Origin of the sequence: Mesorhizobium sp. 2RAF45 (genome assembly GCF_052115225.1) — a bacterium.
Classification (GTDB): Bacteria; Pseudomonadota; Alphaproteobacteria; order Rhizobiales; family Rhizobiaceae; genus Mesorhizobium; species Mesorhizobium jarvisii.
The window spans coordinates 138,807-160,014 of record NZ_JBFRGG010000007.1; the positions used below are offsets into that span (position 1 = coordinate 138,807).

General features: G+C 63.5%; 21 protein-coding genes. 20 read left to right on the plus strand and 1 reads right to left on the minus strand.

Translation table 11 applies throughout. The features are described 5' to 3' along the window. Positions 1-2: 2 nt before the first annotated feature. The 13 genes from AB4Z43_RS20005 (at position 3) to trmB (ending at position 12,402) form a co-directional block, all read left to right on the plus strand. Positions 3-1,106 carry a DUF1513 domain-containing protein gene (locus AB4Z43_RS20005; protein WP_038652018.1) on the plus strand — a complete coding sequence of 368 codons (1,104 nt, stop codon included), beginning with the start codon at positions 3-5 and terminating at the stop codon, positions 1,104-1,106. Between the two features lie 94 nt (positions 1,107-1,200). Further along, the gene (gene tsaB, locus AB4Z43_RS20010) at positions 1,201-1,878 is read left to right on the plus strand and encodes a tRNA (adenosine(37)-N6)-threonylcarbamoyltransferase complex dimerization subunit type 1 TsaB (RefSeq protein ID WP_038652020.1); all 678 of its coding nucleotides are present in this window, start codon (positions 1,201-1,203) and stop codon (positions 1,876-1,878) included. Continuing rightward, positions 1,878-2,372, plus strand: coding sequence for a ribosomal protein S18-alanine N-acetyltransferase (gene rimI / locus AB4Z43_RS20015; protein ID WP_019863060.1), 495 nt, complete (start codon positions 1,878-1,880; stop codon positions 2,370-2,372). The genes tsaB and rimI overlap by 1 nt, the downstream gene beginning before the upstream one ends. 130 nt (positions 2,373-2,502) lie before the next feature. Then, positions 2,503-3,303, plus strand: a complete 801-nt coding sequence (locus tag AB4Z43_RS20020) for a lysophospholipid acyltransferase family protein (RefSeq protein WP_038652022.1) — start codon at positions 2,503-2,505, stop codon at positions 3,301-3,303. Between the two features lie 75 nt (positions 3,304-3,378). Continuing rightward, positions 3,379-4,788 carry a tRNA (N6-isopentenyl adenosine(37)-C2)-methylthiotransferase MiaB gene (gene miaB, locus AB4Z43_RS20025; protein WP_441938791.1) on the plus strand — a complete coding sequence of 470 codons (1,410 nt, stop codon included), beginning with the start codon at positions 3,379-3,381 and terminating at the stop codon, positions 4,786-4,788. A gap of 83 nt (positions 4,789-4,871) precedes the next feature. After that, entirely contained in the window at positions 4,872-5,864 is a 993-nt protein-coding gene (locus AB4Z43_RS20030) for a PhoH family protein (protein ID WP_019863063.1), read from the plus strand. A gap of 19 nt (positions 5,865-5,883) precedes the next feature. Next, positions 5,884-6,384: an rRNA maturation RNase YbeY gene (ybeY, locus tag AB4Z43_RS20035; protein WP_019863064.1), complete on the plus strand. Its 501-nt coding sequence runs from the start codon at positions 5,884-5,886 to the stop codon at positions 6,382-6,384. A gap of 27 nt (positions 6,385-6,411) precedes the next feature. Continuing rightward, positions 6,412-7,506, plus strand: a complete 1,095-nt coding sequence (locus tag AB4Z43_RS20040) for a hemolysin family protein (RefSeq protein ID WP_441938792.1) — start codon at positions 6,412-6,414, stop codon at positions 7,504-7,506. Positions 7,507-7,519: 13 nt separating this feature from the next. Continuing rightward, positions 7,520-7,990: a VOC family protein gene (locus tag AB4Z43_RS20045; RefSeq protein WP_441938793.1), complete on the plus strand. Its 471-nt coding sequence runs from the start codon at positions 7,520-7,522 to the stop codon at positions 7,988-7,990. 99 nt (positions 7,991-8,089) lie between these two features. After that, complete coding sequence (gene lnt, locus AB4Z43_RS20050; RefSeq protein ID WP_441938794.1) at positions 8,090-9,682, plus strand: apolipoprotein N-acyltransferase; 1,593 nt, start codon at positions 8,090-8,092, stop codon at positions 9,680-9,682. 138 nt (positions 9,683-9,820) lie between these two features. After that, positions 9,821-10,240, plus strand: coding sequence for a helix-turn-helix domain-containing protein (locus AB4Z43_RS20055; protein ID WP_027047724.1), 420 nt, complete (start codon positions 9,821-9,823; stop codon positions 10,238-10,240). A gap of 168 nt (positions 10,241-10,408) precedes the next feature. Then, positions 10,409-11,674 (plus strand): methionine adenosyltransferase, encoded by a 1,266-nt coding sequence (gene metK, locus AB4Z43_RS20060; RefSeq protein ID WP_441938795.1) that lies wholly within the window; start codon positions 10,409-10,411, stop codon positions 11,672-11,674. A gap of 26 nt (positions 11,675-11,700) precedes the next feature. After that, positions 11,701-12,402, plus strand: a complete 702-nt coding sequence (gene trmB / locus AB4Z43_RS20065; RefSeq protein ID WP_441938796.1) for a tRNA (guanine(46)-N(7))-methyltransferase TrmB — start codon at positions 11,701-11,703, stop codon at positions 12,400-12,402. A gap of 23 nt (positions 12,403-12,425) precedes the next feature. Here trmB and AB4Z43_RS20070 read toward each other — a convergent pair whose 3' ends face one another. Next, complete coding sequence (locus tag AB4Z43_RS20070; RefSeq protein ID WP_019863068.1) at positions 12,426-12,590, minus strand: hypothetical protein; 165 nt, start codon at positions 12,588-12,590, stop codon at positions 12,426-12,428. Positions 12,591-12,876: 286 nt separating this feature from the next. Between AB4Z43_RS20070 and rimP the strand changes: the two genes are divergently transcribed. The 7 genes from rimP to corA all read left to right on the plus strand — a co-directional run bounded on the left by rimP (position 12,877) and on the right by corA (position 21,168). After that, on the plus strand, positions 12,877-13,524 hold the full coding sequence (gene rimP / locus AB4Z43_RS20075) for a ribosome maturation factor RimP (RefSeq protein WP_064984619.1): 648 nt from the start codon (positions 12,877-12,879) through the stop codon (positions 13,522-13,524). A gap of 49 nt (positions 13,525-13,573) precedes the next feature. Beyond that, entirely contained in the window at positions 13,574-15,169 is a 1,596-nt protein-coding gene (gene nusA / locus AB4Z43_RS20080; RefSeq protein ID WP_019863071.1) for a transcription termination factor NusA, read from the plus strand. Between the two features lie 38 nt (positions 15,170-15,207). After that, on the plus strand, positions 15,208-15,858 hold the full coding sequence (locus AB4Z43_RS20085) for an RNA-binding protein (protein WP_441938797.1): 651 nt from the start codon (positions 15,208-15,210) through the stop codon (positions 15,856-15,858). After that, complete coding sequence (gene infB, locus AB4Z43_RS20090; RefSeq protein ID WP_064984621.1) at positions 15,855-18,437, plus strand: translation initiation factor IF-2; 2,583 nt, start codon at positions 15,855-15,857, stop codon at positions 18,435-18,437. Before AB4Z43_RS20085 ends, infB begins: the two co-directional genes overlap by 4 nt. 174 nt (positions 18,438-18,611) lie before the next feature. Next, positions 18,612-19,052, plus strand: a complete 441-nt coding sequence (gene rbfA / locus AB4Z43_RS20095) for a 30S ribosome-binding factor RbfA (protein ID WP_441938798.1) — start codon at positions 18,612-18,614, stop codon at positions 19,050-19,052. Continuing rightward, positions 19,052-20,029, plus strand: a complete 978-nt coding sequence (gene truB / locus AB4Z43_RS20100) for a tRNA pseudouridine(55) synthase TruB (RefSeq protein ID WP_441938799.1) — start codon at positions 19,052-19,054, stop codon at positions 20,027-20,029. The genes rbfA and truB overlap by 1 nt, the downstream gene beginning before the upstream one ends. Positions 20,030-20,073: 44 nt before the next feature. Next, the gene (gene corA, locus AB4Z43_RS20105; RefSeq protein WP_441938800.1) at positions 20,074-21,168 is read left to right on the plus strand and encodes a magnesium/cobalt transporter CorA; all 1,095 of its coding nucleotides are present in this window, start codon (positions 20,074-20,076) and stop codon (positions 21,166-21,168) included. The last annotated feature ends 40 nt before the right edge of the window (positions 21,169-21,208 follow it).

Genomic DNA, 21,208 nt, shown 5'->3' on the forward strand with positions numbered 1-21,208 from the left:
GCATGCGTACGCCGCTTATCGATCGACGGGATTTCCTCAAGGCCGGGGGTGTCGGCTTCATTGCCGCGATGGCGCCGTCGGCCTGGGCGAAGACGCTTGCCGCCGACGCCGTTTTCGCCACCGCTTTCGTCAAGCGCGACGGCAGTTTTGGTGCCGCCGTGCTGTCCGAGGCCGGCAAGGTGCTGCATGCGATCGACCTGCCCGATCGCGGCCATGACGTCACCTTTGATCCCGTATCGAAGCGTTCGGTGGTCTTCGCCCGCCAGCCCGGCACCTTCGCCGTCGTTTTCGATCATTCGGGCCGTGACGCGCCGCAGACCATCGCCAGCATCGCCGGCCGGCATTTCTTCGGCCATGGCGTGTTCTCGCCCGACGGCGCGCTGCTCTATGCTACCGAGAACGATTTCGACAATGCGGCCGGCGTCGTCGGCGTCTACGATGCGCGGGCGAAATTCACTCGCATCGGCGAATTCCCGACCTATGGCGTAGGCCCGCACGAACTCCTGCTCATCGGCGACGGCCGGACGATCGCGGTCGCCAATGGCGGCATCGAGACCCATCCCGATTATGGCCGTGCCGAGCTCAACATCGCCACCATGAAGCCGTCCTATGTGCTCATCGACCGCCTCACCGGTGACCTGATCGAAAAGCATGAATTGCCGGCTTCCCTGCACCAGCTGTCGATCCGCCACATGGACACCGACCCATCTGGCACCGTCTGGTTTGGCTGCCAGTACCGGGGGCCGGGTACGGATCGTCCGCTGCTGGTCGGCCGCGCCGTGCGCGGCAAGGAGTTGCGGCTTCTCGACATGCCGCGGGACGTGCTGTCCGGCTTCCGCAACTATATCGGCTCGGTTGCCGCAAATTCGGCTGCCGGCACCATTGCCGTCTCGTCGCCGGAAGGCAATTCGCTTGTCGTGATCGATGCGGCCAGCGGCCGGATCGTATCGTCCAGCGCGCTGGTCGAGGTCTGCGGCCTGGCGCCGGACGGATCGGGCTTCATGGCCACCACGGGCGCCGGCGAGATTATCGAGGGCAGCGGCGCGACACGGTCAGAGCCGGGCTATGTCTGGGACAACCACATGCTGCGCATCGAACCGGTCTGACAGCGCCGGCGGAACCGAAGCCGCTTAACAAATTATGCTTGCGGTGGCGCGCCCTGGCGGGCACAGGGAAGTGTTTCTCGGAACCGGTCGTTTCATGAAAGTGCTTGCCATCGACTGTGCCGCCAGCCTCTGCGCCGCCTGCGTCTACGACGCGGCGGCCGGGCGGGAGCTTGGCCGCGCGGTGCTCGATCTCGGCAAGGGCCATGCCGAGCACCTGATGGCCGTCATCGCCGAGGCGCTGAACGCCGCCGCAACCGACTATCCCGGCCTTGGCGCCATTGCCGTTTCCGTCGGCCCCGGCTCCTTCACCGGTCTGCGCGTCGGCGTGTCGACCGCGCGTGGCTTGGCACTGGCATTAAAGATTCCGGCGATCGGCGTGACGACGCTCGAAGCGCTCGCCGCCGAAGCCGCAACTGCGTTTCCCGGCCGCGTGGTGCTGGCGGCGCTCGATGCCGGCCGCGAGGAGATCCACGCAGCGTTGTATGACAAAGCGTTAGTTTTGACTTACGGTCCAGCAGTGACCACGCTGCCTGAAGCCACTGCCTTGGCGATGGACAACTCTGCTGTGCTGGCAGGTACCGCAGCGGCACAGGTCGCGGGCTTGGACGGCCGTGGTTTCGATATCGGGCCACAGACGGCGACCGCTGATATTCTCACCTACGCCCGTCTGGCCGCCGCCAAGGGCGAGGGCGAAAGGCCGAAACCACTTTACCTGCGCGGCGCGGATGCAAAGCCGCAAGCCGGATTTATTCTTTCGAGGCAACAAAATTAATGCGCATACCCTTTCTCCAACCACGCCGCCGGGACTATGCGCTCGAGCCGCTCAGGATCACCGACAGCCCCGCGGTCTCGGTGCTGCATCGTGAGGATTTTGTCCGTCCCTGGACCGATGGCGAGTTCGCCGCCCTGCTCGAACAGGACACCGTGTTCGGTTACGCCGCACGCGAGACCGGACAGGGCGGCAAGCCGCCTGTCGGCTTCGTGCTGGCCCGTCTGGCCGCTGGCGAGGGCGAGATCCTGACGGTCGCGGTGGCGCGCTCGCACCGCCGCCAGGGACTGGGCTGGCAGCTGATGGATGCGGTGCTGCGCGAACTGCACGCCCAGCGCGCCGAAGCGCTGTTCCTCGAGGTCGACGAGACCAATGTCGCCGCGATCGCCCTCTACCGTCGCTTGGGCTTCCGCGAAGTCGGCAAGCGCCCGGACTACTACAAGTCGCCCGATCGCGGACCGACCGGCGCGCTTGTCATGCGCCGCGATCTTCGCTAGCGAGACGCCGCATGACCCCGACAATCGGTTCCGATTTTCGGAAAGGATCATGCGCCACAATTAGGGTGTTACAGCGTCCTTTGCGCGTCCAAGAGGACGCGCGGCGCTGTAATGGCAGGGCCAGGACAGTATGATCGGAAAAATCAGGATTTTCCTGGCCCTGGGCCTTGTCGTCGCCGGTTCGCTGGTCCTGGTGCCTTTGCAGATCCTGTCGATGAAGACCGGCTGGTGGCCGGAAACCGTCATTCTCAAGATCTGGCACAGGCTGATCCTCAGGGCGCTCGGCATGCGCGTCCATGTCAAGGGAACGCTATCCGACAAGCGCCCCTTGCTGGTTGCCTCCAACCACATCTCCTGGACCGACATCATGGTGCTTGGGTCCTTTGCCGATGTGAAGTTCATCGCCAGGGCCGATATGGAAGGTTGGCCGCTGATCGGCATGCTGTCGAAACTGCAGCGCACTGTCTTCATCGAGCGCGAACGCAAGCGTTCTTCCGGCGACCAGGCAAGCGAGATCGCCAATCGCATGGCCAAGGGCGATGCCATGGTGCTGTTCGCGGAGGGATCGACCGGTGACGGCAATGCCGTCCTGCCGTTCAAGAGCACGCTCTTCGGCGCCGCCTCGATGGCGCTTTCGGAGGGCGCGGCCGAGCAGGTGTTCATCCAGCCCGTGGCGATCGCCTATACGCGCCTGCACGGCGTGCCGCTCGGCCGTCGCCACCGGCCGATCTCGGCCTGGATCGGCGACGAGGACCTGATGCCGCATCTCAAGGTGCTGATGGCGGAGGGCGCGCTCGACGTCGAAGTGCATTTCGGCCAGCCGGTCGCCTTTGCCAAGGGCTCGAATCGCAAGGAAACGGCCAGGCTGATGGAAAGCCAGGTGCGCGAGATGATGCAGGCGGCACTCGCCGATCCGCGCCCGAGCCGCTAGCCCGGACCCTGCGCCTGCGCATGCACACCGAGAATCGTCTGTTTTTTGTCACGGAAAGGCGTTAGAAGCCGCCGGATGGACTTGAACACGATTGAAAGCGACGACATTGGCACGGTGGCCGGACAGTCGGCAAAGCGCGCCACGGCAGCGAAAAAGGTCTTCATCAAGACCTATGGCTGCCAGATGAACGTCTATGATTCACAGCGCATGGGTGATGCGCTGGCCGCCGACGGCTACACCGCGACCGATGCCATCGACGAGGCCGATCTGGTGCTGCTCAACACCTGCCATATCAGGGAGAAGGCGGCCGAAAAGGTCTATTCCGAGCTCGGCCGCATCCGTGACATGAAGGCGCAGCGCGCCCTTGCCGGCCGCGAACTGCTAATCGGCGTCGCCGGCTGCGTGGCGCAGGCCGAGGGTGCCGAGATCATCCGGCGCTCGCCGGCCGTCGACCTGGTCATCGGACCGCAGACCTATCACCGTCTGCCCGACGTGCTGGCGCGGGTGCGCGGCGGCGAGAAGATCGTCGAGACCGACTACGCCATCGAAGACAAGTTCGACCATCTGCCGCAACCGAAGCGCGCCGAGGTCATCAAGCGCGGAGTAACCGCCTTCCTCACCGTGCAGGAAGGCTGCGACAAGTTCTGCACCTTCTGCGTCGTGCCTTATACAAGGGGCTCGGAAGTGTCGCGGCCGGTGGCGCAGATCGTCGCCGAGGCCGAGCGCCTGGCCGAGGCCGGCGTGCGCGAGGTGACGCTGCTTGGCCAGAACGTCAATGCCTGGCACGGCCAGGGCGAGAACGGCGAGGAATGGGGCCTTGGCCGCCTGCTGTTCCGGCTGGCCGAAATTTCCGGCCTGGCGCGGCTGCGCTACACCACCAGCCACCCGCGCGACATGGATGACGAACTGATATCAGCCCACCGCGACCTGCCGTCGCTGATGCCCTATCTGCATCTGCCGGTGCAATCGGGCTCCGACCGCATCTTGAAGGCGATGAACCGCAGGCATACGGCCAGGGATTATCTGGCGCTGCTCGACCGCATCCGCGCTGCCCGACCCGATATCGCTTTGTCCAGCGATTTCATCGTCGGCTTCCCCGGCGAGACAGAGGCCGATTTCGAGGCGACCATGGAATTGGTGCGCCAGGTGAAATACGCCTCGGCCTTTTCGTTCAAATATTCGCCGCGTCCCGGCACGCCGGGCGCCGAAATGGCCGATCATGTCCCGGAAACGGTCAAGGACGAGAGACTGCAGCGGCTGCAGGCATTGCTGTTGAAGCAGCAGCAGGACTTCGGTTCGAGCCTGGTCGGCAGCACCATCGACACGCTGATCGAGAAGCCCGGCCGGCAGGCCGGCCAAAAGGTCGGCCGCTCACCTTGGCTGCAGCCGGTTATTGTTGATGAAAAGGCCGGCGAAATCGGTGACATTATCCAGGTGCGAATCACGAAGACGGGCTACAATAGCCTGTTCGCCGAATTGGCCTGATGGTCTCGGCAGATGAGGAGAGACGGTTGAGCGCAGCAGAGCTGAAGAACCTGCCCCCGGTACCGGCATCTGGGGCTTCTGACATGGCGCACATCGTTCTGACTTTCGACAACAACAAGCTTGCCAGCGCCCTTTACGGTCAGTTCGACGAGAACCTCGCCCGGCTCGAGCAGAAGCTCGGCGTCGACATCCGCTCGCGCGGCAACCAGCTGACCATCAAGGGGTCGGCTTCGGCCGCCGAACAGGCGCGCCGTGCCTTGGACAATCTCTACGGCATTCTGCAGAAGGGCGTCGATATCGGCCAGTCCGACGTTGACGGCGCCGTGCGCATGGCGGTCGCCGCCGACGATCAGCTGACGCTGCCGACGCTGGAGCGCAAGGGCAAGGTCTCCGCGGCCCAGATCGCCACCCGCAAGAAGACCATCTATGCCCGTTCGCTGAACCAGGACGCCTATATGCGGGCGCTGGAACGGTCGGAACTCGTGTTCGGCATCGGTCCGGCGGGCACCGGCAAGACCTATCTGGCGGTGGCGCACGCGGCGATGCTGCTCGAGCGCGGCATGGTCGAGCGCATCATCCTGTCGCGGCCGGCCGTCGAAGCCGGCGAACGGCTGGGCTTCCTGCCCGGCGACATGAAGGAAAAGGTCGATCCCTATCTGCGGCCGCTCTACGATGCGCTCTACGACATGATGCCGGCCGACAAGGTCGAGCGCGCTATTGCCGCCGAAGTCATTGAAATCGCGCCGCTCGCCTTCATGCGCGGCCGTACGTTGGCGCATGCCGCGGTCATCCTCGACGAGGCGCAGAACACCACGCCGATGCAGATGAAGATGTTCCTGACCCGTCTCGGCGAGAATTCGCGCATGATCGTCACCGGCGATCCGACGCAGATCGACCTTCCCCCGAGCACCAAATCGGGCCTGGTCGAAGCCTTGCGTGTCCTCGATGGCGTGGCCGGCGCGGTCACTGTGCGTTTCAACGATGTCGACGTCGTTCGCCATCCGCTGGTGGCGGAAATCGTCAGGGCCTATGACCGCGACGCCAAGCTGGCGCGCGGCCTCGGCGCCGAGAATTGATTTTTGACGATGCGGCTTCATGCCTGAGGACAATTCATCCGGCGACGGGGAGCCTCCCGTCGACATCGATATATCGGTCGAAGCGGGTGATTGGCCCGATGAGGCAAGCCTGACACGGCTAGTCGATCGGGCGGTTGGTGCTGCTTTCACCGAGACCGGTGTGATGGGCCGTTCCGAACTCAGCGTCGTTTTTTCCGACGACGCCCATATACGTATGCTCAATGCCGAATGGCGGGGTAAGGACAAACCTACCAACGTCTTGTCTTTCCCGGCTTTTCCGTTTGTGCAAGGCGGCCCACTGCCGCCGATGCTGGGCGATATCGTGCTCGCCGCCGAGACGGTTTCTCGCGAGGCGGCACTGGAAGACAAGCCAGTGCAGAACCATATCACCCATCTTGTGATCCACGGCCTGCTGCATTTGCTGGGCCATGATCACGAGACCGACGCCGAGGCCGAGGAGATGGAGGCCATCGAACGCGCAGCGCTCGCAAGGCTTGCCATTCCCGATCCCTACGCGTAACTACATCTGACAATTGACCGGACGACGATGAACGACAAACCAGAGACTGCCGCCCGCCCCGACGCCGGCAGTGCGCCCAAGGCTTCCGATACGTCGGAAGAGGGATCAAGTCCGAGTACCGTTACCACTGGTGTTGCCAACACCGGCGGCGCAGCCAGCGAGCCTTCGCCTGCCGGACCCTCCCTGTTCGATCGTGTTTTGGGCCTGTTTCGGCAGCGCAACGGCACCAGCCTGCGCGAGGAAATCGCTGACGCTCTGGCCGAGACGGCGAGCGATGCCGAATCCTTCTCGCCTGGCGAGCGCGCCATGCTCAACAACATCCTGCGGCTGCGCGAAGTGCGCGTCGAGGATGTCATGGTGCCGCGCGCCGATATCGAGGCGGTCGAGATCACCACGACGCTCGGCGATCTCCTGGGCACCTTTGAACAATCCGGCCATTCCCGCATGCCGGTCTATTCCGAGACGCTCGACGATCCACGTGGCATGGTCCATATCCGCGACGTGCTGGCCCACATCACCAAGCTCGCGCGCGTCAAGAAGGGGCGCACGACCAGGAAGACGCCCGTCGCCACGCAGCTCGATCTCGCCCAGGTCGACCTCGCGCGCACCATCGGCGAGCTCAATCTAATCCGCCAGGTCCTGTTCGTGCCGCCCTCGATGCTTGCTTCCGACCTGATGGGCCGCATGCAGGCGACGCGCACGCAGATGGCGCTGGTCATCGACGAGTATGGCGGCACGGATGGCCTTGTCTCGCTCGAGGACATTGTCGAAATGGTCGTCGGCGACATCGAGGACGAGCATGACGACGACGAGCCGATGATAACCCAGGCCGGCGACGGCGTCTTCATCGTCGACGGCAAGGCCGAGATCGACGAGGTCGCCAAGATGATCGGCGAGGATTTTGCCGCCGGCGAACATGGCGAGTACGTCGACACGATCGGCGGCATGATCTTCAACACGCTTGGCCGCGTGCCGGCGCGCGGCGAGGTGGTGCAGGCCATTCCGGGCTTCGAGTTCCATGTCCTCGATGCCGATCCGCGCCGCGTCAAGCGCGTGCGAATCGTGCAAAGCCAGAAGGGCGAGCGCCGTCGCCGCGCCACGGCCCGCACCGAACAGGCCTGAGTTTCCGCTGCCGATGACGGTTGACGACCCGTTCAAGCATTCAAGTCTGGGTTCCGGTGTCTTCTACAGGGATCCGCGTGCCGCGCTGGCGTGGCTCGAAGCGGCTTTCGGCTTCGAGCGCAGAATGGTGGTGAGCGATGCCGATGGAAACCTCGTCCACGCCGAGATGCGGTTCGGCGACTGCACTATCATCGTCGATTCCGAATGGAGCGATTATGTCGCGAGCCCGGCTTCGGTCTCGGGCAAGAACACGCAGTCGGTCTATGTCAGGCTGAAGGATGGCCTGGATGCGCGTTGCGAGCAGGCGCGGGCAGCCGGCGCCGACATAATCCAGGAGCCGATGGACCAATTCTACGGCGAACGCCAGTATCGGGCTCGCGATCCCGAGGGCCATGTCTGGACCTTCACCCAGCCCATCCGTTGCGTTTCCCGCGAAGAGGCCGAGCGGCTGAGCGGTCTCAGCATCGACGGCTGGCACCGGTAGAGCTGTGGCTGGGTCATTGCGGCTGATCAGCCGGCGTTTGGAGCGCGGGCCGCGGCCTGATAAATCTTGCGTCCTGATTCGCGCGACTCGGAAGTATGCATGGAGCGCCTGGCCGGCCGGATAATTCTGCTTTGGGGTTGGCGGCGTGCGCTCGTGGCCTTTCTTGCCGGGGCGCTGGCTGTGCTCGGCCAGGCGCCCTACGATTTCTTCGCCGCCTGCTTCATCTCGTTTCCGCTGCTGGTCTGGCTGCTCGACGGCGCGACCGGCGAAGCTTCAGGCAGCCTTTTCAGACGCTTGCGGCCGGCCTTCGCCGTCGGCTGGTGGTTCGGCTTCGGCTATTTCCTCGCCGGTCTCTGGTGGATCGGCTCGGCGCTGCTGGTCGAGGCCGATGAGTTTGCCTGGGCGCTTCCCTTCGCCGTGGTCGGCATTCCCTTTGCACTCGCCTTTTTCTACGGCTTCGCGACGATGGTCGCCCGGCTTCTGTGGAGCAGCGATATCGGCCGCATCGCCGCCCTTGCCTTCGGCTTCGGGCTGACGGAGTGGCTGCGCGGCTTCCTGTTCACCGGTTTTCCCTGGAATGCCATAGGCTACGCGGCAATGCCGGTGCCTCTCCTCATGCAGAGCGTGTCGGTGACCGGCATGATCGGCATGAACGTGCTTGCCGTGTTCCTCTTTTCATTACCGGCGCTGCTGGCGGCGCGCCGGCATCTGCGCCTGGGTGCGGCACTGTTCATCCTGCTTGCGTCAGCCCATGTCGGTTTCGGCTACATCAGGCTTACCGCTCCTGAAAAACCGGCGGAGCGCAGTCTCGATGTCCGCATCGTTCAGCCTTCCGTCGACCTCAGTGAAAAATGGGACGCCTCGGTGCGCGACCGCATCTTCGCCACCTTGCTCGGCCTTTCCGCCAAGGCGCCGGACCCTGGTCACGGCAAGCCGCAACTCATTCTTTGGCCGGAAACCTCGGTTCCGTTCCTCTTCACCGAGCGCCCCGACGCGTTGACGGCGCTGGGCGACATGCTGGCCGATGGCCAGATGCTGATCGCCGGCGTCGTTCGCGAGGAAGGCGGCTCGGCGGCCAGCACCGACAGCCGCTATTACAATTCCGTGGTGGCGATCAACGACAGAGGCGAGATCGTCGATGCCGTCGACAAGGTCCATCTGGTGCCGTTCGGCGAGTACCTGCCTTTTGCCGACCTGCTCAACCGTTTCGGCATCGCGCAGCTTGTCGCCGGACCGGTGACGTTCACCGCCGGCAACGAGCGCCACACCATCACACTGCCGGGCGGCATCCGTGCCCTGCCTTTTATCTGTTACGAGGTGATCTTTCCCGATCTGGTGGCAGTTGACGCTACGTCAGCGCAGCTTATTGTGAACGTTACCAATGATGCCTGGTTCGGGGACACACCGGGACCGTATCAGCATTTCAGGCAGGCCCAGATTCGCGCGGTGGAGAACGGATTGCCCTTGCTGCGTGCTGCCAACAACGGCATCTCGGCCGTCGTCGACCCACACGGACGCATCGTCGATGCACTGGCCATCGACGCGCGCGGAGCCATCGATGTGAAGGTGCCGATTGCCGGACAGACGGTCATTTCCTCGGGCCAGCGGCGCATTAACGGAATCCTGATCATGTTGCTGTTTGCGCTCGGAGGAGCGCTATTGAGCGTAAGGCAAAGGCTACGGGTGAATTGACAGTCGACACATTAGAAACTCATACTGTATCGCCTGAAAATTTCTCGAAGTCGGTGGATCGGTCTGTTGGGGCAGTCGCCCCCGGCTTTTTTTGGGCGGGAAAAAATCACAAAGCCGAAAAAATTCGGCGAGGAAAAAATGACAGAAGAAAACAAGAAGAAACCCAATCCCATAGACATTCACGTTGGAAGCCGCATCCGGCTTCGCCGCAACATGCTCGGAATGAGCCAGGAAAAGCTGGGCGAGAATCTCGGCATCACATTTCAACAGATCCAGAAATATGAAAAGGGCACCAACCGCGTCGGCGCCAGCCGGCTACAGGCGATAGCCTCGATACTCGGCGTGCCCGTCGCCTTCTTCTTCGAGGATGCGCCGGGCCAGGAAGCGGTGGCCGGCCGCGGCTTTTCCGAGGATGCGTCGATGGCTTTCGCCGTCGAATTCTGCGGCAGTCCCGAAGGCCTTCAGCTCAACCGGGCCTTCGTCAAGATCGCCGACGTCAAGGTGCGCCGCAGGATCATCGACCTGGTGAAGTCGCTCGCCGCCGACGATCTCGACTGACCCTCGATACGCCTCGAACCGGCGGCATTCGCCGCCGGTGGCACAAGATATCGACATCGACAGTCGTGCCAGAATGGCGGCAACGCTTGACGAGCGGCGCTTTGCCCCGCTAACACGTGGCGCGCCAAAATCGGCAGCCTGCCGATCGTTTTTCAAGAGGGGACACCCGTGACGCGGCAGAACTACTTCTTTACCTCGGAATCCGTTGCCGAGGGCCATCCCGACAAAGTCTGCGACCGGATCTCCGACGAGATTGTCGATCTGGTCTACCGTGAGGCCAAGAAGACCGGCATGGACCCATGGAAGGTCCGTGTCGCCTGCGAGACGCTCGCCACCACCAACCGCGTCGTCATCGCCGGCGAAGTGCGCGTCCCCGAAACGCTGCTGAAAAAGGACAAGGCTGGCAACATCCTCAAGGACGCCGCGGGCCACCCGGTGGTGAATCCGGCAAAATTCAAATCAGTCGCCCGCAAGGCGATCCGCGAGATCGGCTACGAGCAGGCCGGCTTCCACTGGAAGACGGCCAAGATCGAGGTTCTCCTGCATGGCCAGTCGCCAGACATCGGCCAGGGCGTCGACAACGCCGCCGACCGCCAGGGCGAGGAAGGTGCGGGCGATCAGGGCATCATGTTCGGCTATGCCTGCCGCGAGACGCCGGACCTGATGCCGGCGCCGATCTACTACAGCCATAAGATCCTCGAACTGCTGGCCGCCGCCCGCCACCAAAACAACGGCGATGCCGGCAAGCTCGGCCCGGACGCCAAGAGTCAGGTCACCGTCCGCTACGTCGACGGCAAGGCCGCCGAGGCAACCCAGATCGTGCTGTCGACCCAGCATCTCGACGCGACATGGGACTCCAAGAAGGTCCGCAAGGTCGTCGAACCCTACATCCGCGAGGCGCTTGGTGATCTCAAGATCGCCGACGATTGCATGTGGTACATCAACCCGACCGGCAAGTTCGTCATCGGCGGCCCGGACGGTGACGCCGGCCTCACCGGCCGCAAGATCATCGTCGACACTTATGGCGGCGCGGCACCACATGGCGGCGGCGCCTTCTCGGGCAAGGACACCACCAAGGTCGACCGGTCGGCAGCCTATGCGGCGCGCTATCTGGCCAAGAATGTCGTGGCGGCGAAGCTTGCCGACCGTTGCACCATCCAGCTTTCCTACGCCATCGGCGTCGCCCAGCCTCTGTCGGTCTATGTCGACCTGCACGGCACCGGCAAGGTCGACGAGGCAAAGCTCGAGGACGCGCTGCGCACCGTGATGGACCTGTCGCCGTCGGGCATCCGCCGTCACCTCGACCTTAACAAGCCGATCTATGCCAAGACGTCGTCCTACGGCCATTTCGGCCGCAAGGCCGGCCGCGACGGATCTTTTTCCTGGGAAAAGACCGATCTCGCCAAGGCGCTCAAGGATGCTGTCGCGGCCTGAAGCTGCGACAGACCCAGCACCGCCAGATGAGCCCGCAAGACAGGCCAAGCCGTACGACCGAAGCCTTTTTCGGTCGTCGGCGCGGCAAGCCCGTTCGTCCGCAGCAGGCGGCGGCCCTGGAAAGCGGGCTTGATGCCTATCGGCTCGATCTGACGGCTGATGCGCCGTCGGATCTGCGCACTCTGTTTGAAACTGAAGTTTCGGCCGTCCGGCTCGAGATCGGCTTTGGCGGCGGCGAGCATCTTCTGCACCGCGCCATCGAGGCGCCGACAACGGGCTTCATCGGCATCGAGCCCTTCGTCAACGGCATGGCCAAGATGATGATGGCGGTGCGGGCAAGGCCGCTGGCCAATTTGCGGGTCCATGACGATGACGCCACCCGGCTGCTCGACTGGCTGCCGCCGGCCTCGCTCGACGGCATCGATCTTCTCTATCCCGATCCATGGCCGAAGAAGAAGCACTGGAAGCGGCGTTTCGTCAGTCCGGTCAATCTCGAGCGTTTCGCGTGCGTCTTGAAACCGGGCTCAAAATTCCGCTTCGCGTCCGATATCGATACCTATGTAAACTGGACCTTGCTGCATTGCCGGGCGCATGGCGCCTTCGCATGGCAGGCGGCCGAAGCCGCCGACTGGCATCGTCCCTATGAGGGCTGGCCTGGCACGCGTTACGAGGCGAAGGCCGTTCGCGAAGGCCGGCGGCCTGCCTATCTGACCTTTGTCAGGAAATAGGCGCGCGCCCCCTCGCCAGATTTTCAGAAACGGCCGATTCTGTTGAAGATGGCCGGATCCATGCCGAGCTTGCGCAAGTCGTCGGCGCGCGGCTTGCGGCCGGCTTCCACGGCGCGCGACGCGGCAACCGCGCCGCCAAATGCGGTGAAGAGGTCGCCCAGGGCGGAAAATAGTCTGCGATTGCTCATGATCTTGTCCTTTCGTGCGCCACCGCGCGCCGCTTCTGTTCGTGTCGTGGCTAATAAATAAGAGCGCCCCTCCGGATGTCACAGGGGGATTGGCGCATGGTGGCCATGCGCCTGGAGCAATGCTGACGCTGTCGACCCTTTTGCCGGTTCGGCACGGCGGGCTTGAAACACCGGCCATGTTCGTTTATATCAGCGTCAAATTCTTGGTCGGTATGACGAAGAGTGGGTCCACCCGGTCCCGCTCTTTTTTATTACCTGCCGATAGGTTCGAAACGACAGGTACTTGATGACTGCAACGGCAAGCGAAGGTGACGACCGCATCATCCGCGAAAGCGGCATCGATGCGCGCATTGCGCTGATCGTCCAGCCGGTGCTGCGCGGCATCGGCTTTCGCCTCGTGCGGGTGCATCTGTCCGGCCAGAACGGGCTGACGCTGCAGATCATGGCCGAACGCGAGGACGGCACCATGACCGTCGAGGATTGCGAAGAGGTCAGCCGCGCGGTGTCACCGGCGCTCGATGTCGATGATCCGATCGAAAAGGCCTATCATCTCGAAGTCTCTTCGCCCGGCATCGACCGGCCGTTGGTGCGCAAATCGGATTTCGTGACCTGGACCGGTCATCTGGTGAAGATGGAAACATCGGTCATCGTCGCGGATCGCAAGCGATTCAAGGGCAAGATCGCCGAGGCCGGTGAGAACGACGTGCTGATCGAGCGCGACAAGGCGGCCTATGGCGAGGAACCGACAGTGCGCGTGCCTTACGACGCCATTGCCGAAACCCGGCTGATCCTGACCGACGACCTCATTCGCGATGCGTTGTCGAAGGACAACAGGGCGCGCAAGGAAGCCAAGAAACGCCGCGGCGAACCGGATGACGACGTGCCCGAGGGTGCTGAGACGGACGCCACGGAAGAACACGAACAGGAAAGTTGATTGAGCTGCCGGCCCCAAAGGTCCGGCAAACAGGCTCGGGAGAAAAAACATGGTAGTAAGCGCCAACAGACTTGAACTGCTGCAGATTGCCGATGCGGTCGCGCGTGAAAAGTCGATCGACAAGTCGATCGTCATCGCCGCCATGGCCGATGCGATCCAGAAGGCGGCGCGTTCGCGTTACGGCCAGGAGACCAACATCCGCGCCGACATCAACCCGAACACCGGCGAGATGAAGCTGCAGCGGCTGATGGAAGTGGTCGAAAAGGTCGACGACTACGCCACCCAGATCGCCATTTCCTCGGCTCGCGAGCGCAATCCCGACGCGCAGCTCGGCGACTTCATCGCCGAACAGCTGCCGCCAATGGATTTCGGCCGCATCGCCGCGCAGTCGGCCAAGCAGGTCATCGTCCAGAAAGTGCGCGAGGCCGAGCGCGACCGCCAGTATGACGAATACAAGGACCGCATCGGCGAGATCGTCAACGGCACCGTCAAGCGTGTCGAATATGGCAATGTCATCGTCGATCTCGGCCGTGGCGAGGCGATCATCCGCCGCGATGAGCTGATTCCGCGCGAAAACTACAAATATGGCGACCGCGTCCGCGCCTATGTCTACGACGTGCGCCGCGAGCAGCGCGGCCCGCAGATCTTCCTGTCGCGTACGCATCCGCAGTTCATGGCCAAGCTGTTCACCATGGAAGTGCCGGAAATCTATGACGGCATCATCGAGATCAAGTCGGTCGCCCGCGACCCGGGCTCGCGCGCCAAGATCGCCGTCATCTCGCGTGACAGTTCGATCGATCCGGTCGGCGCCTGCGTCGGTATGCGCGGCAGCCGCGTCCAGGCCGTCGTCGGCGAATTGCAGGGCGAGAAGATCGACATCATTCCGTGGTCGCCCTCGGCCGCCTCCTTCATCGTCAATGCGCTGCAGCCGGCGGAAGTCGCCAAGGTCGTGCTCGACGAGGACGCCGAGCGCATCGAGGTGGTGGTTCCCGACGATCAGCTGTCGCTGGCCATCGGCCGTCGCGGCCAGAACGTGCGTCTCGCCTCGCAACTCACCGGCTGGGATATCGACATCCTGACGGAAGCCGAGGAATCCGAGCGCCGCCAGAAGGAATTCGTCGAGCGCTCGGCGCTGTTCATGGAAGCCCTCGATGTCGACGAGATGGTCGGCCAGGTGCTGGCCTCCGAAGGCTTCACCAGCGTCGAGGAAGTCGCCTATGTCGACGCCGGCGAAATCGCCTCGATCGACGGCTTCGACGACGACACCGCTTCCGAAATCCAGACCCGTGCCCGCGAGTACCTCGAAAAGATCGAGGCCGAGCATGACGAGAAGCGCAAGGCGCTGGGCGTCAAGGACGAACTGCGCGAAATTCCCGGCATCACCACCGCCATGATGGTGACGCTCGGCGAGGATGGCGTGAAGACGATCGAGGATTTCGCCGGCTATGCCGCCGACGACCTGACCGGTTGGAAGGAACGCAAGGACGGCGAGACCAAGGTCTATCCGGGCGTGCTGGCCAATCACGGTGTTTCGCGCGCCGATGCCGAACAGATGGTGCTCAATGCCCGTCTCAAGGCCGGCTGGATTTCCGAAGACGAGCTTGTGGCCGAAGAAGCATCGGCTGACGAAGCCGTTGGTGCGTGAGGTGAAACCGCATCGCACACAACCCGCCCTTGGACGAGATGAACGATCGCACCTGCATCGTTACCCGCAGGCAGGCCGAACCGGATGAACTGATCCGGTTCGTCGTCGGCCCGGATTCGGCCGTCGTTCCCGATCTCAAGAGAAATCTGCCCGGCCGCGGTTGCTGGGTGAGCGCCGACCGCCTACATATCGAGAAGGCGGCGGCCAAGAACCTTTTTGCCCGCGCCTTCAAGGCACAGGTGGTTGTGCCGCCGGATCTTGGCGGCATGGTCGATGGGCTGCTTTCCAGATCCGCTCTGGGCATGCTGGGTCTCGCCCGCAAGGCAGGCGCGATTTCTCTTGGCGCCACCAAGGTTGAGAGTGCCGTGCGCGGCGGGCTGGCGCTTTTCGTGCTCCACGCGACCGAAGCATCGGACGATGGCGTACGCAAGATCAGCCAGGCGCGGCGGGCGACCGTCCATATTGGCGGCCCTTCCATACTTGCCTACAAACTTTTCTCCGAGGCCGAGTTGAGCTTGGCATTGGGGGGTACAAATGTGATACATGCTGCCGTTCTCGCGGGAGACGCGGGTAAGGCGGTCCAGAAGCGCATGGTTGCGCTCGACCGGTATCGGGGCGGTACCCCGGACGATCTGGCAATGCTTGCGGCCGTTGCTGACGAAGATGAGGCCGCAGAGGATATGGAATGAGCGATACGAAATCGGGCGACGACAAGACGTTGAGTGTTACACCTAAGAAGACCTTGACGCTGAAGCGCCCCGGCATGGAACAGGGCACCGTGCGCCAGAACTTCTCGCATGGCCGTACCAAGTCGGTCGTGGTCGAGACCAAGAAGCGCAAATTCTCCCTGCCCGGCGACAAGCCGGAGCCGGTTGCCGCTGCCCCTGTGCCCGTCTTCACGCCGAAGCCGCCCGTCGCCGCGGCCCCTGTCGTGCAGGAAGCGCCGAAGGCTGCGCCTCCGGCTCCCCCGCCGGCTCCGGTCGAGCGCAGCGGCATGGTGCTGAACGAACTGTCGCGCAGCGAAATGGAAGCCCGCCGCAGAGCGCTGGAAGGGTCCAAGGTCCGCGAGGTCGAAGACCGTCAGCGCGCCGCCGAGGAAGCCAAGCGCCGGGCCGAGGACGAAGAGCGCCGCAAGCGCGAGCGCGAGGAATCCGCGCGCCGCCAGGCCGAGGAAGAGGCACGGCTGCAGGCCGAGGCCGAATCGCGCCGCCGCGCAGAAGAAGAGGCCCGCCGCCGCGCGCCGCTGGCCGCGGAGCTGGCAACGGCCGACGAAGAGGAAGAGGTCAAGCCGAAGCGGGCTGGCGCCGGCGCCCCGGTGCGTCGCCTGGTCACGCCCGAAGTGGCGCGTCCGGCCAAGCCGACCAAGGGCGAGGAAGACCGTCGCCGTGGCAAGCTGACTCTGAATTCCGCGCTTTCCGATGAGGATGCGCGGGCCCGTTCGCTGTCGTCGATGCGTCGCCGCCAGGAGAAGTTCAAGCGCGCGATGCACAATGAGCCGCGCGAGAAAGTCATGCGCGAAGTGATCCTGCCCGAGACCATCACCATCCAGGAACTGGCGCAGCGCATGTCCGAACGTGCGGTCGATGTGGTCAAGTTCTTCATGAAGCAGGGCCAGATCCTGAAGCCGGGCGACGTCATCGACGCCGACACGGCCGAGTTGGTCGCCACCGAATTCGGCCACACGGTCCGCCGCGTTGCCGAATCCGACATCGAGGAAGGCCTGTTCAACATCGCCGACAACGCCGAGGATCTGGTGTCGCGTCCGCCGGTCGTGACCATCATGGGCCACGTCGACCACGGCAAGACCTCGCTGCTCGATGCCATCCGCAACGCCAATGTCGTCTCCGGCGAGGCCGGCGGCATCACCCAGCATATCGGGGCCTATCAGGTCGAGAAGAACGGTCAGAAGATCACCTTCATCGATACGCCCGGCCACGCCGCCTTCACGGCGATGCGTGCTCGCGGCGCCCAGGCCACCGACATCGCTATCCTGGTGGTGGCGGCCGACGACAGCGTCATGCCGCAGACGATCGAATCGATCAGTCACGCCAAGGCGGCCGGCGTTCCGATCATCGTGGCCATCAACAAGATCGACAAGCATGACGCCGATCCGCAGAAGGTGCGCTCCGAACTGCTGCGCCATGAGGTCTTCGTCGAATCGATGGGCGGTGAAGTGCTTGACGTCGAAGTGTCGGCGACCAAGGGCACCAATCTCGACAAGCTGCTCGAGGCGATCCTGCTGCAAGCCGAAATCCTCGACCTGAAGGCCAATCCGGACCGTACCGCCGAGGGTGTCGTCATCGAAGCGCAGCTCGACAAGGGCCGTGGCCCCGTCGCCACCGTGCTGGTGCAGACCGGCACCTTGATGCCGGGCGACATCCTCGTCGCCGGCAACGAATGGGGCCGCGTACGCGCTTTGGTCAACGATCGCGGCGAGCAGATCAAGGAGGCGCCGCCGGCGATGCCGGTCGAGGTGCTCGGCCTTCAGGGTACTCCGTTGGCCGGCGACCGCTTCGCCGTGGTCAACAATGAGGCCCGCGCCCGCGAGATCACCGAGTATCGCCAGCGCCTGGCGCGTGAGAAGGCGGTGGCCAAGCATGCCGGCCAGCGCGGCTCGCTCGAACAGATGATGTCGCAGTTGCAGACGAGCGGGTTGAAGGAATTCCCGTTGGTCATCAAGGGCGACGTGCAGGGCTCGATCGAGGCGATCAACGCCGCGTTGGACAAGCTCGGCACCGACGAGGTGCGTGCGCGCATCGTCCATGCCGGAGCCGGCGCCATCACCGAAAGCGACGTCTCGCTGGCGGAAACGTCTGGTGCGGCAATCATCGGCTTCAACGTCCGTGCCAACGTACAGGCACGTGCCGCGGCAGCCGCCGCGGGCATCGAAATCCGCTACTACTCGATCATCTACAACCTCGTGGATGATGTGAAGGCGGCTTTGTCGGGCCTGCTGTCGCCGGAGCGTCGCGAGACCTTCATCGGCAATGCCGAGATCCTCGAGATCTTCGACATCACCAAGGTCGGCAAGATCGCCGGCTGCCGTGTCACCGAAGGCAAGGTCGAGCGAGGCGCGGGCGTGCGCCTGATCCGCGACAACGTTGTCATCCACGAAGGCACGCTGAAGACGCTCAAGCGCTTCAAGGACGAGGTTTCGGAAGTCCCCGGCGGCCAGGAGTGCGGCATGGCCTTCCAGAACTACGAGGACATGCGCGTCGGCGACGTCATCGAGTGCTTCCGCGTCGAGATGGTGACCCGGACGCTCTGAGTTCGCGTGACTTGTCCATGCCGGGCGGTGGTCGAAAGACCGCCGCCCGGAGTTTATTGTGAAATTGCGCATCGTGCTTTTCGAAACCGAATTCGATTTCGGGCTGATGCGTTGACATGTGAGACATGCGGCACGGTCCCATCCCGTGCCTCACGCTTTCAGGATTGAGAAAAAATGCCCCGTCCAACCACATCCAGCCCGTCCCAGCGTATGCTGCGCGTTGCCGAACAGGTGCGCCACGCGCTCTCCGAAACGTTGCAGCGCGGCGAGATCATCGATCCGCTGATCGAAAATACCGTTGTGTCGGTCTCGGAAGTGCGCATGTCGCCCGACCTGAGGGTTGCCACCGCCTTCGTTTCGCCGCTTGGCGCCAAGGACACCGACGCTGTTGTCGAGGCGTTGAACAAGCATGCGAAATTCGTCCGTGGCCGTGTCTCCGGCGCTCTGCGGCAGATGAAGTTCATGCCGGAGTTCCGCTTTAAGCTCGACACTTCCTTCGACAATTTCGCCAGGATCAATGATCTGCTGAAGTCGCCTGAAGTGGCACGCGATCTCGATGCGGACGACGACAAGGCCAAAGACGACAGGGCCAAAGACGACAGGGACAGCGAATAATGGGGCGCCGCGGCAAGAAGAAGGGCCGGCCGGTCTCCGGCTGGGTGGTGCTGGACAAGCCGGTAGGCATGGGCTCGACCGAGGCCGTGTCGAAGATCAAATGGCTGTTCCAGGCGGAAAAGGCCGGCCATGCCGGCACGCTCGATCCGCTGGCTTCCGGCATGCTGCCGATCGCGCTCGGTGAGGCCACCAAGACCGTTCCCTACGTGCAGGACGGCGCCAAGATTTACCGCTTCACCGTCGCCTGGGGGCAGGAGCGCTCGACCGATGATCTTGAAGGGCCGGTGACGAAGAGTTCAGACCTCCGTCCGGCGGAAGTAGAGGTCAAGGCGCTGCTGCCGAAATACACCGGCGTCATCATGCAGACGCCGCCGCAATTCTCGGCCATCAAGATCGCAGGCGAACGCGCCTACGACCTCGCCCGCGAAGGCGAGACTGTCGACATCCCCGCGCGCGAGATCGAGATCGGCCGCCTCGACGTCATCGAACACCACGCGGACCACACCGTTTTCGAGGTCGAATGCGGCAAGGGCACCTATGTGCGCTCACTGGCCCGTGACATGGGCCGCGACCTTGGCTGCTTCGGCCATATCAGCGATTTGCGCCGAGTCGAGGTCGAGCCGTTCACATCCGAGGATTTCGTCACCATCGCCGAACTGGAAGCGGCCCGTTTCGGTGCGCAAGGCGAGGACAAGCCGGAGCCTGCCGACGACGCCGATGCGATTGACGTGCCGGTAGACTTCGGCGCGATCGACGCGCTTCTGGTCGACACGTCAGCGGCTCTCGACTGCCTGCCGCAGATCGCCATCAGCGACGATGCGGCGACCAAGATCCGCCTCGGCAATCCGGTCATCATTCGCGGCCGCGATGCGCCTGTCGAGGCCGAGGAAGCCTGTGCGACGGCTCGCGGCAAGCTGGTGGCCATCGGCGCGATCGAACAAGGCATGTTCAAGCCCAAGCGGGTCTTTGCCGGGTGACGGCTCTCGTCTAACTTCACGTCGATTCTACGATCGAGGGGCAGATGGCAAAGGCCGATGCGGTGAAGAAGCGGGCGCCGGTGAAGACGCGGCGGCCGCCCGTCGGCGCTTCGCCGGGCACGCTGATCGCCGATCCGGCGGCGCGACGCTCCGAATTGCGGCTGACCCTGATCTCGCCGCAGAAGTTCAAGACTATCGACAATGCCAGCATCGACGATGTCGAGGCCAATTGCCACAAATGGCCGGTGATCTGGCTCGACTGCACCGGCCTCGCCAACATCCCGCTGATCGAGGAGATCGGCCGCATCTTCAGCCTGCATCCGCTGGCGCTGGAGGATGTCGTCAACACCGGCCAGCGGCCCAAGGTCGATTTCTTCGAGGATCATGCCTTCGTCGTCGTGCGCATGATCGACGATGTCACAGCCCATCGCTACGAACAGATCGCCCTCTTCGTCGGCGAGAACTTCGTCGTCACTTTCCAAGAGCGTGAGGGCGATCCGTTCGACCCGGTGCGCAAGCGCATCGAGAGTTCGGCGCCCAACCGCTTGCGCACACGCGGCGCCGACTATCTGGCCTACGCGCTGATCGACGCCATCGTCGACAGCTATTTCCCGCCGATCGAGGCGGCCGGCGACCTGGTCGACGGCATCGAGGATGAGATGCTGCATTCCACGCACAAGCATCAGATGCGGCAGCTGCACGAATTGCGGCGCGACGCCAATGTGCTGAAGGGCGTGCTGTGGCCGATGCGCGATGCGCTGGCGACGCTGATCCGCAACGACGTGCCCTATGTCAGAGCCGAGACCAAGGTCTTCCTCAATGACACGCTCGACCACTCACTCAGGCTGATCGAACTGGTCGAGACCCAGCGCGACATGCTGACCGGGCTGATCGAGATGCACCTGTCGCTGAGCCAGGCGCGCACCAACGACGTCATCAGCTATCTCACCATCGTCTCGGTCATCTTTATGCCGCTCACCTTCCTGGTCGGCGTCTGGGGCATGAATTTCAGTCCCGATACCTCGCCATGGAACATGCCGGAGCTGCGGTCTTACTATGGTTATCCGGCGGCACTCATCTTCATGCTGCTTGTCGCGGTCGGCCTGATTGCCTTCTTCAAATGGAAGAAATGGCTTTAAAGCCGACAAAACTTGCCATTTTGAGCTGAAAAGCCGGCTT

Excerpts from the sequence above, each read along its gene's own strand:
- AB4Z43_RS20070 (WP_019863068.1), bottom strand. The coding sequence starts at position 12,590 with ATGAGCAATCGCAGACTATTTTCCGCCCTGGGCGACCTCTTCACCGCA.
- truB (WP_441938799.1), top strand. The coding sequence starts at position 19,052 with ATGGGGCGCCGCGGCAAGAAGAAGGGCCGGCCGGTCTCCGGCTGGGTG.
- AB4Z43_RS20055 (WP_027047724.1), top strand. The coding sequence starts at position 9,821 with ATGACAGAAGAAAACAAGAAGAAACCCAATCCCATAGACATTCACGTT.
- rbfA (WP_441938798.1), top strand. The coding sequence starts at position 18,612 with ATGCCCCGTCCAACCACATCCAGCCCGTCCCAGCGTATGCTGCGCGTT.
- corA (WP_441938800.1), top strand. The coding sequence starts at position 20,074 with ATGGCAAAGGCCGATGCGGTGAAGAAGCGGGCGCCGGTGAAGACGCGG.
- nusA (WP_019863071.1), top strand. The coding sequence starts at position 13,574 with ATGGTAGTAAGCGCCAACAGACTTGAACTGCTGCAGATTGCCGATGCG.
- ybeY (WP_019863064.1), top strand. The coding sequence starts at position 5,884 with ATGCCTGAGGACAATTCATCCGGCGACGGGGAGCCTCCCGTCGACATC.
- lnt (WP_441938794.1), top strand. The coding sequence starts at position 8,090 with ATGGAGCGCCTGGCCGGCCGGATAATTCTGCTTTGGGGTTGGCGGCGT.
- AB4Z43_RS20005 (WP_038652018.1), top strand. The coding sequence starts at position 3 with ATGCGTACGCCGCTTATCGATCGACGGGATTTCCTCAAGGCCGGGGGT.
- AB4Z43_RS20045 (WP_441938793.1), top strand. The coding sequence starts at position 7,520 with ATGACGGTTGACGACCCGTTCAAGCATTCAAGTCTGGGTTCCGGTGTC.
- AB4Z43_RS20085 (WP_441938797.1), top strand. The coding sequence starts at position 15,208 with ATGAACGATCGCACCTGCATCGTTACCCGCAGGCAGGCCGAACCGGAT.
- AB4Z43_RS20020 (WP_038652022.1), top strand. The coding sequence starts at position 2,503 with ATGATCGGAAAAATCAGGATTTTCCTGGCCCTGGGCCTTGTCGTCGCC.
- tsaB (WP_038652020.1), top strand. The coding sequence starts at position 1,201 with ATGAAAGTGCTTGCCATCGACTGTGCCGCCAGCCTCTGCGCCGCCTGC.
- AB4Z43_RS20040 (WP_441938792.1), top strand. The coding sequence starts at position 6,412 with ATGAACGACAAACCAGAGACTGCCGCCCGCCCCGACGCCGGCAGTGCG.
- trmB (WP_441938796.1), top strand. The coding sequence starts at position 11,701 with ATGAGCCCGCAAGACAGGCCAAGCCGTACGACCGAAGCCTTTTTCGGT.
- AB4Z43_RS20030 (WP_019863063.1), top strand. The coding sequence starts at position 4,872 with ATGGCGCACATCGTTCTGACTTTCGACAACAACAAGCTTGCCAGCGCC.
- rimP (WP_064984619.1), top strand. The coding sequence starts at position 12,877 with ATGACTGCAACGGCAAGCGAAGGTGACGACCGCATCATCCGCGAAAGC.
- infB (WP_064984621.1), top strand. The coding sequence starts at position 15,855 with ATGAGCGATACGAAATCGGGCGACGACAAGACGTTGAGTGTTACACCT.
- miaB (WP_441938791.1), top strand. The coding sequence starts at position 3,379 with ATGGACTTGAACACGATTGAAAGCGACGACATTGGCACGGTGGCCGGA.
- rimI (WP_019863060.1), top strand. The coding sequence starts at position 1,878 with ATGCGCATACCCTTTCTCCAACCACGCCGCCGGGACTATGCGCTCGAG.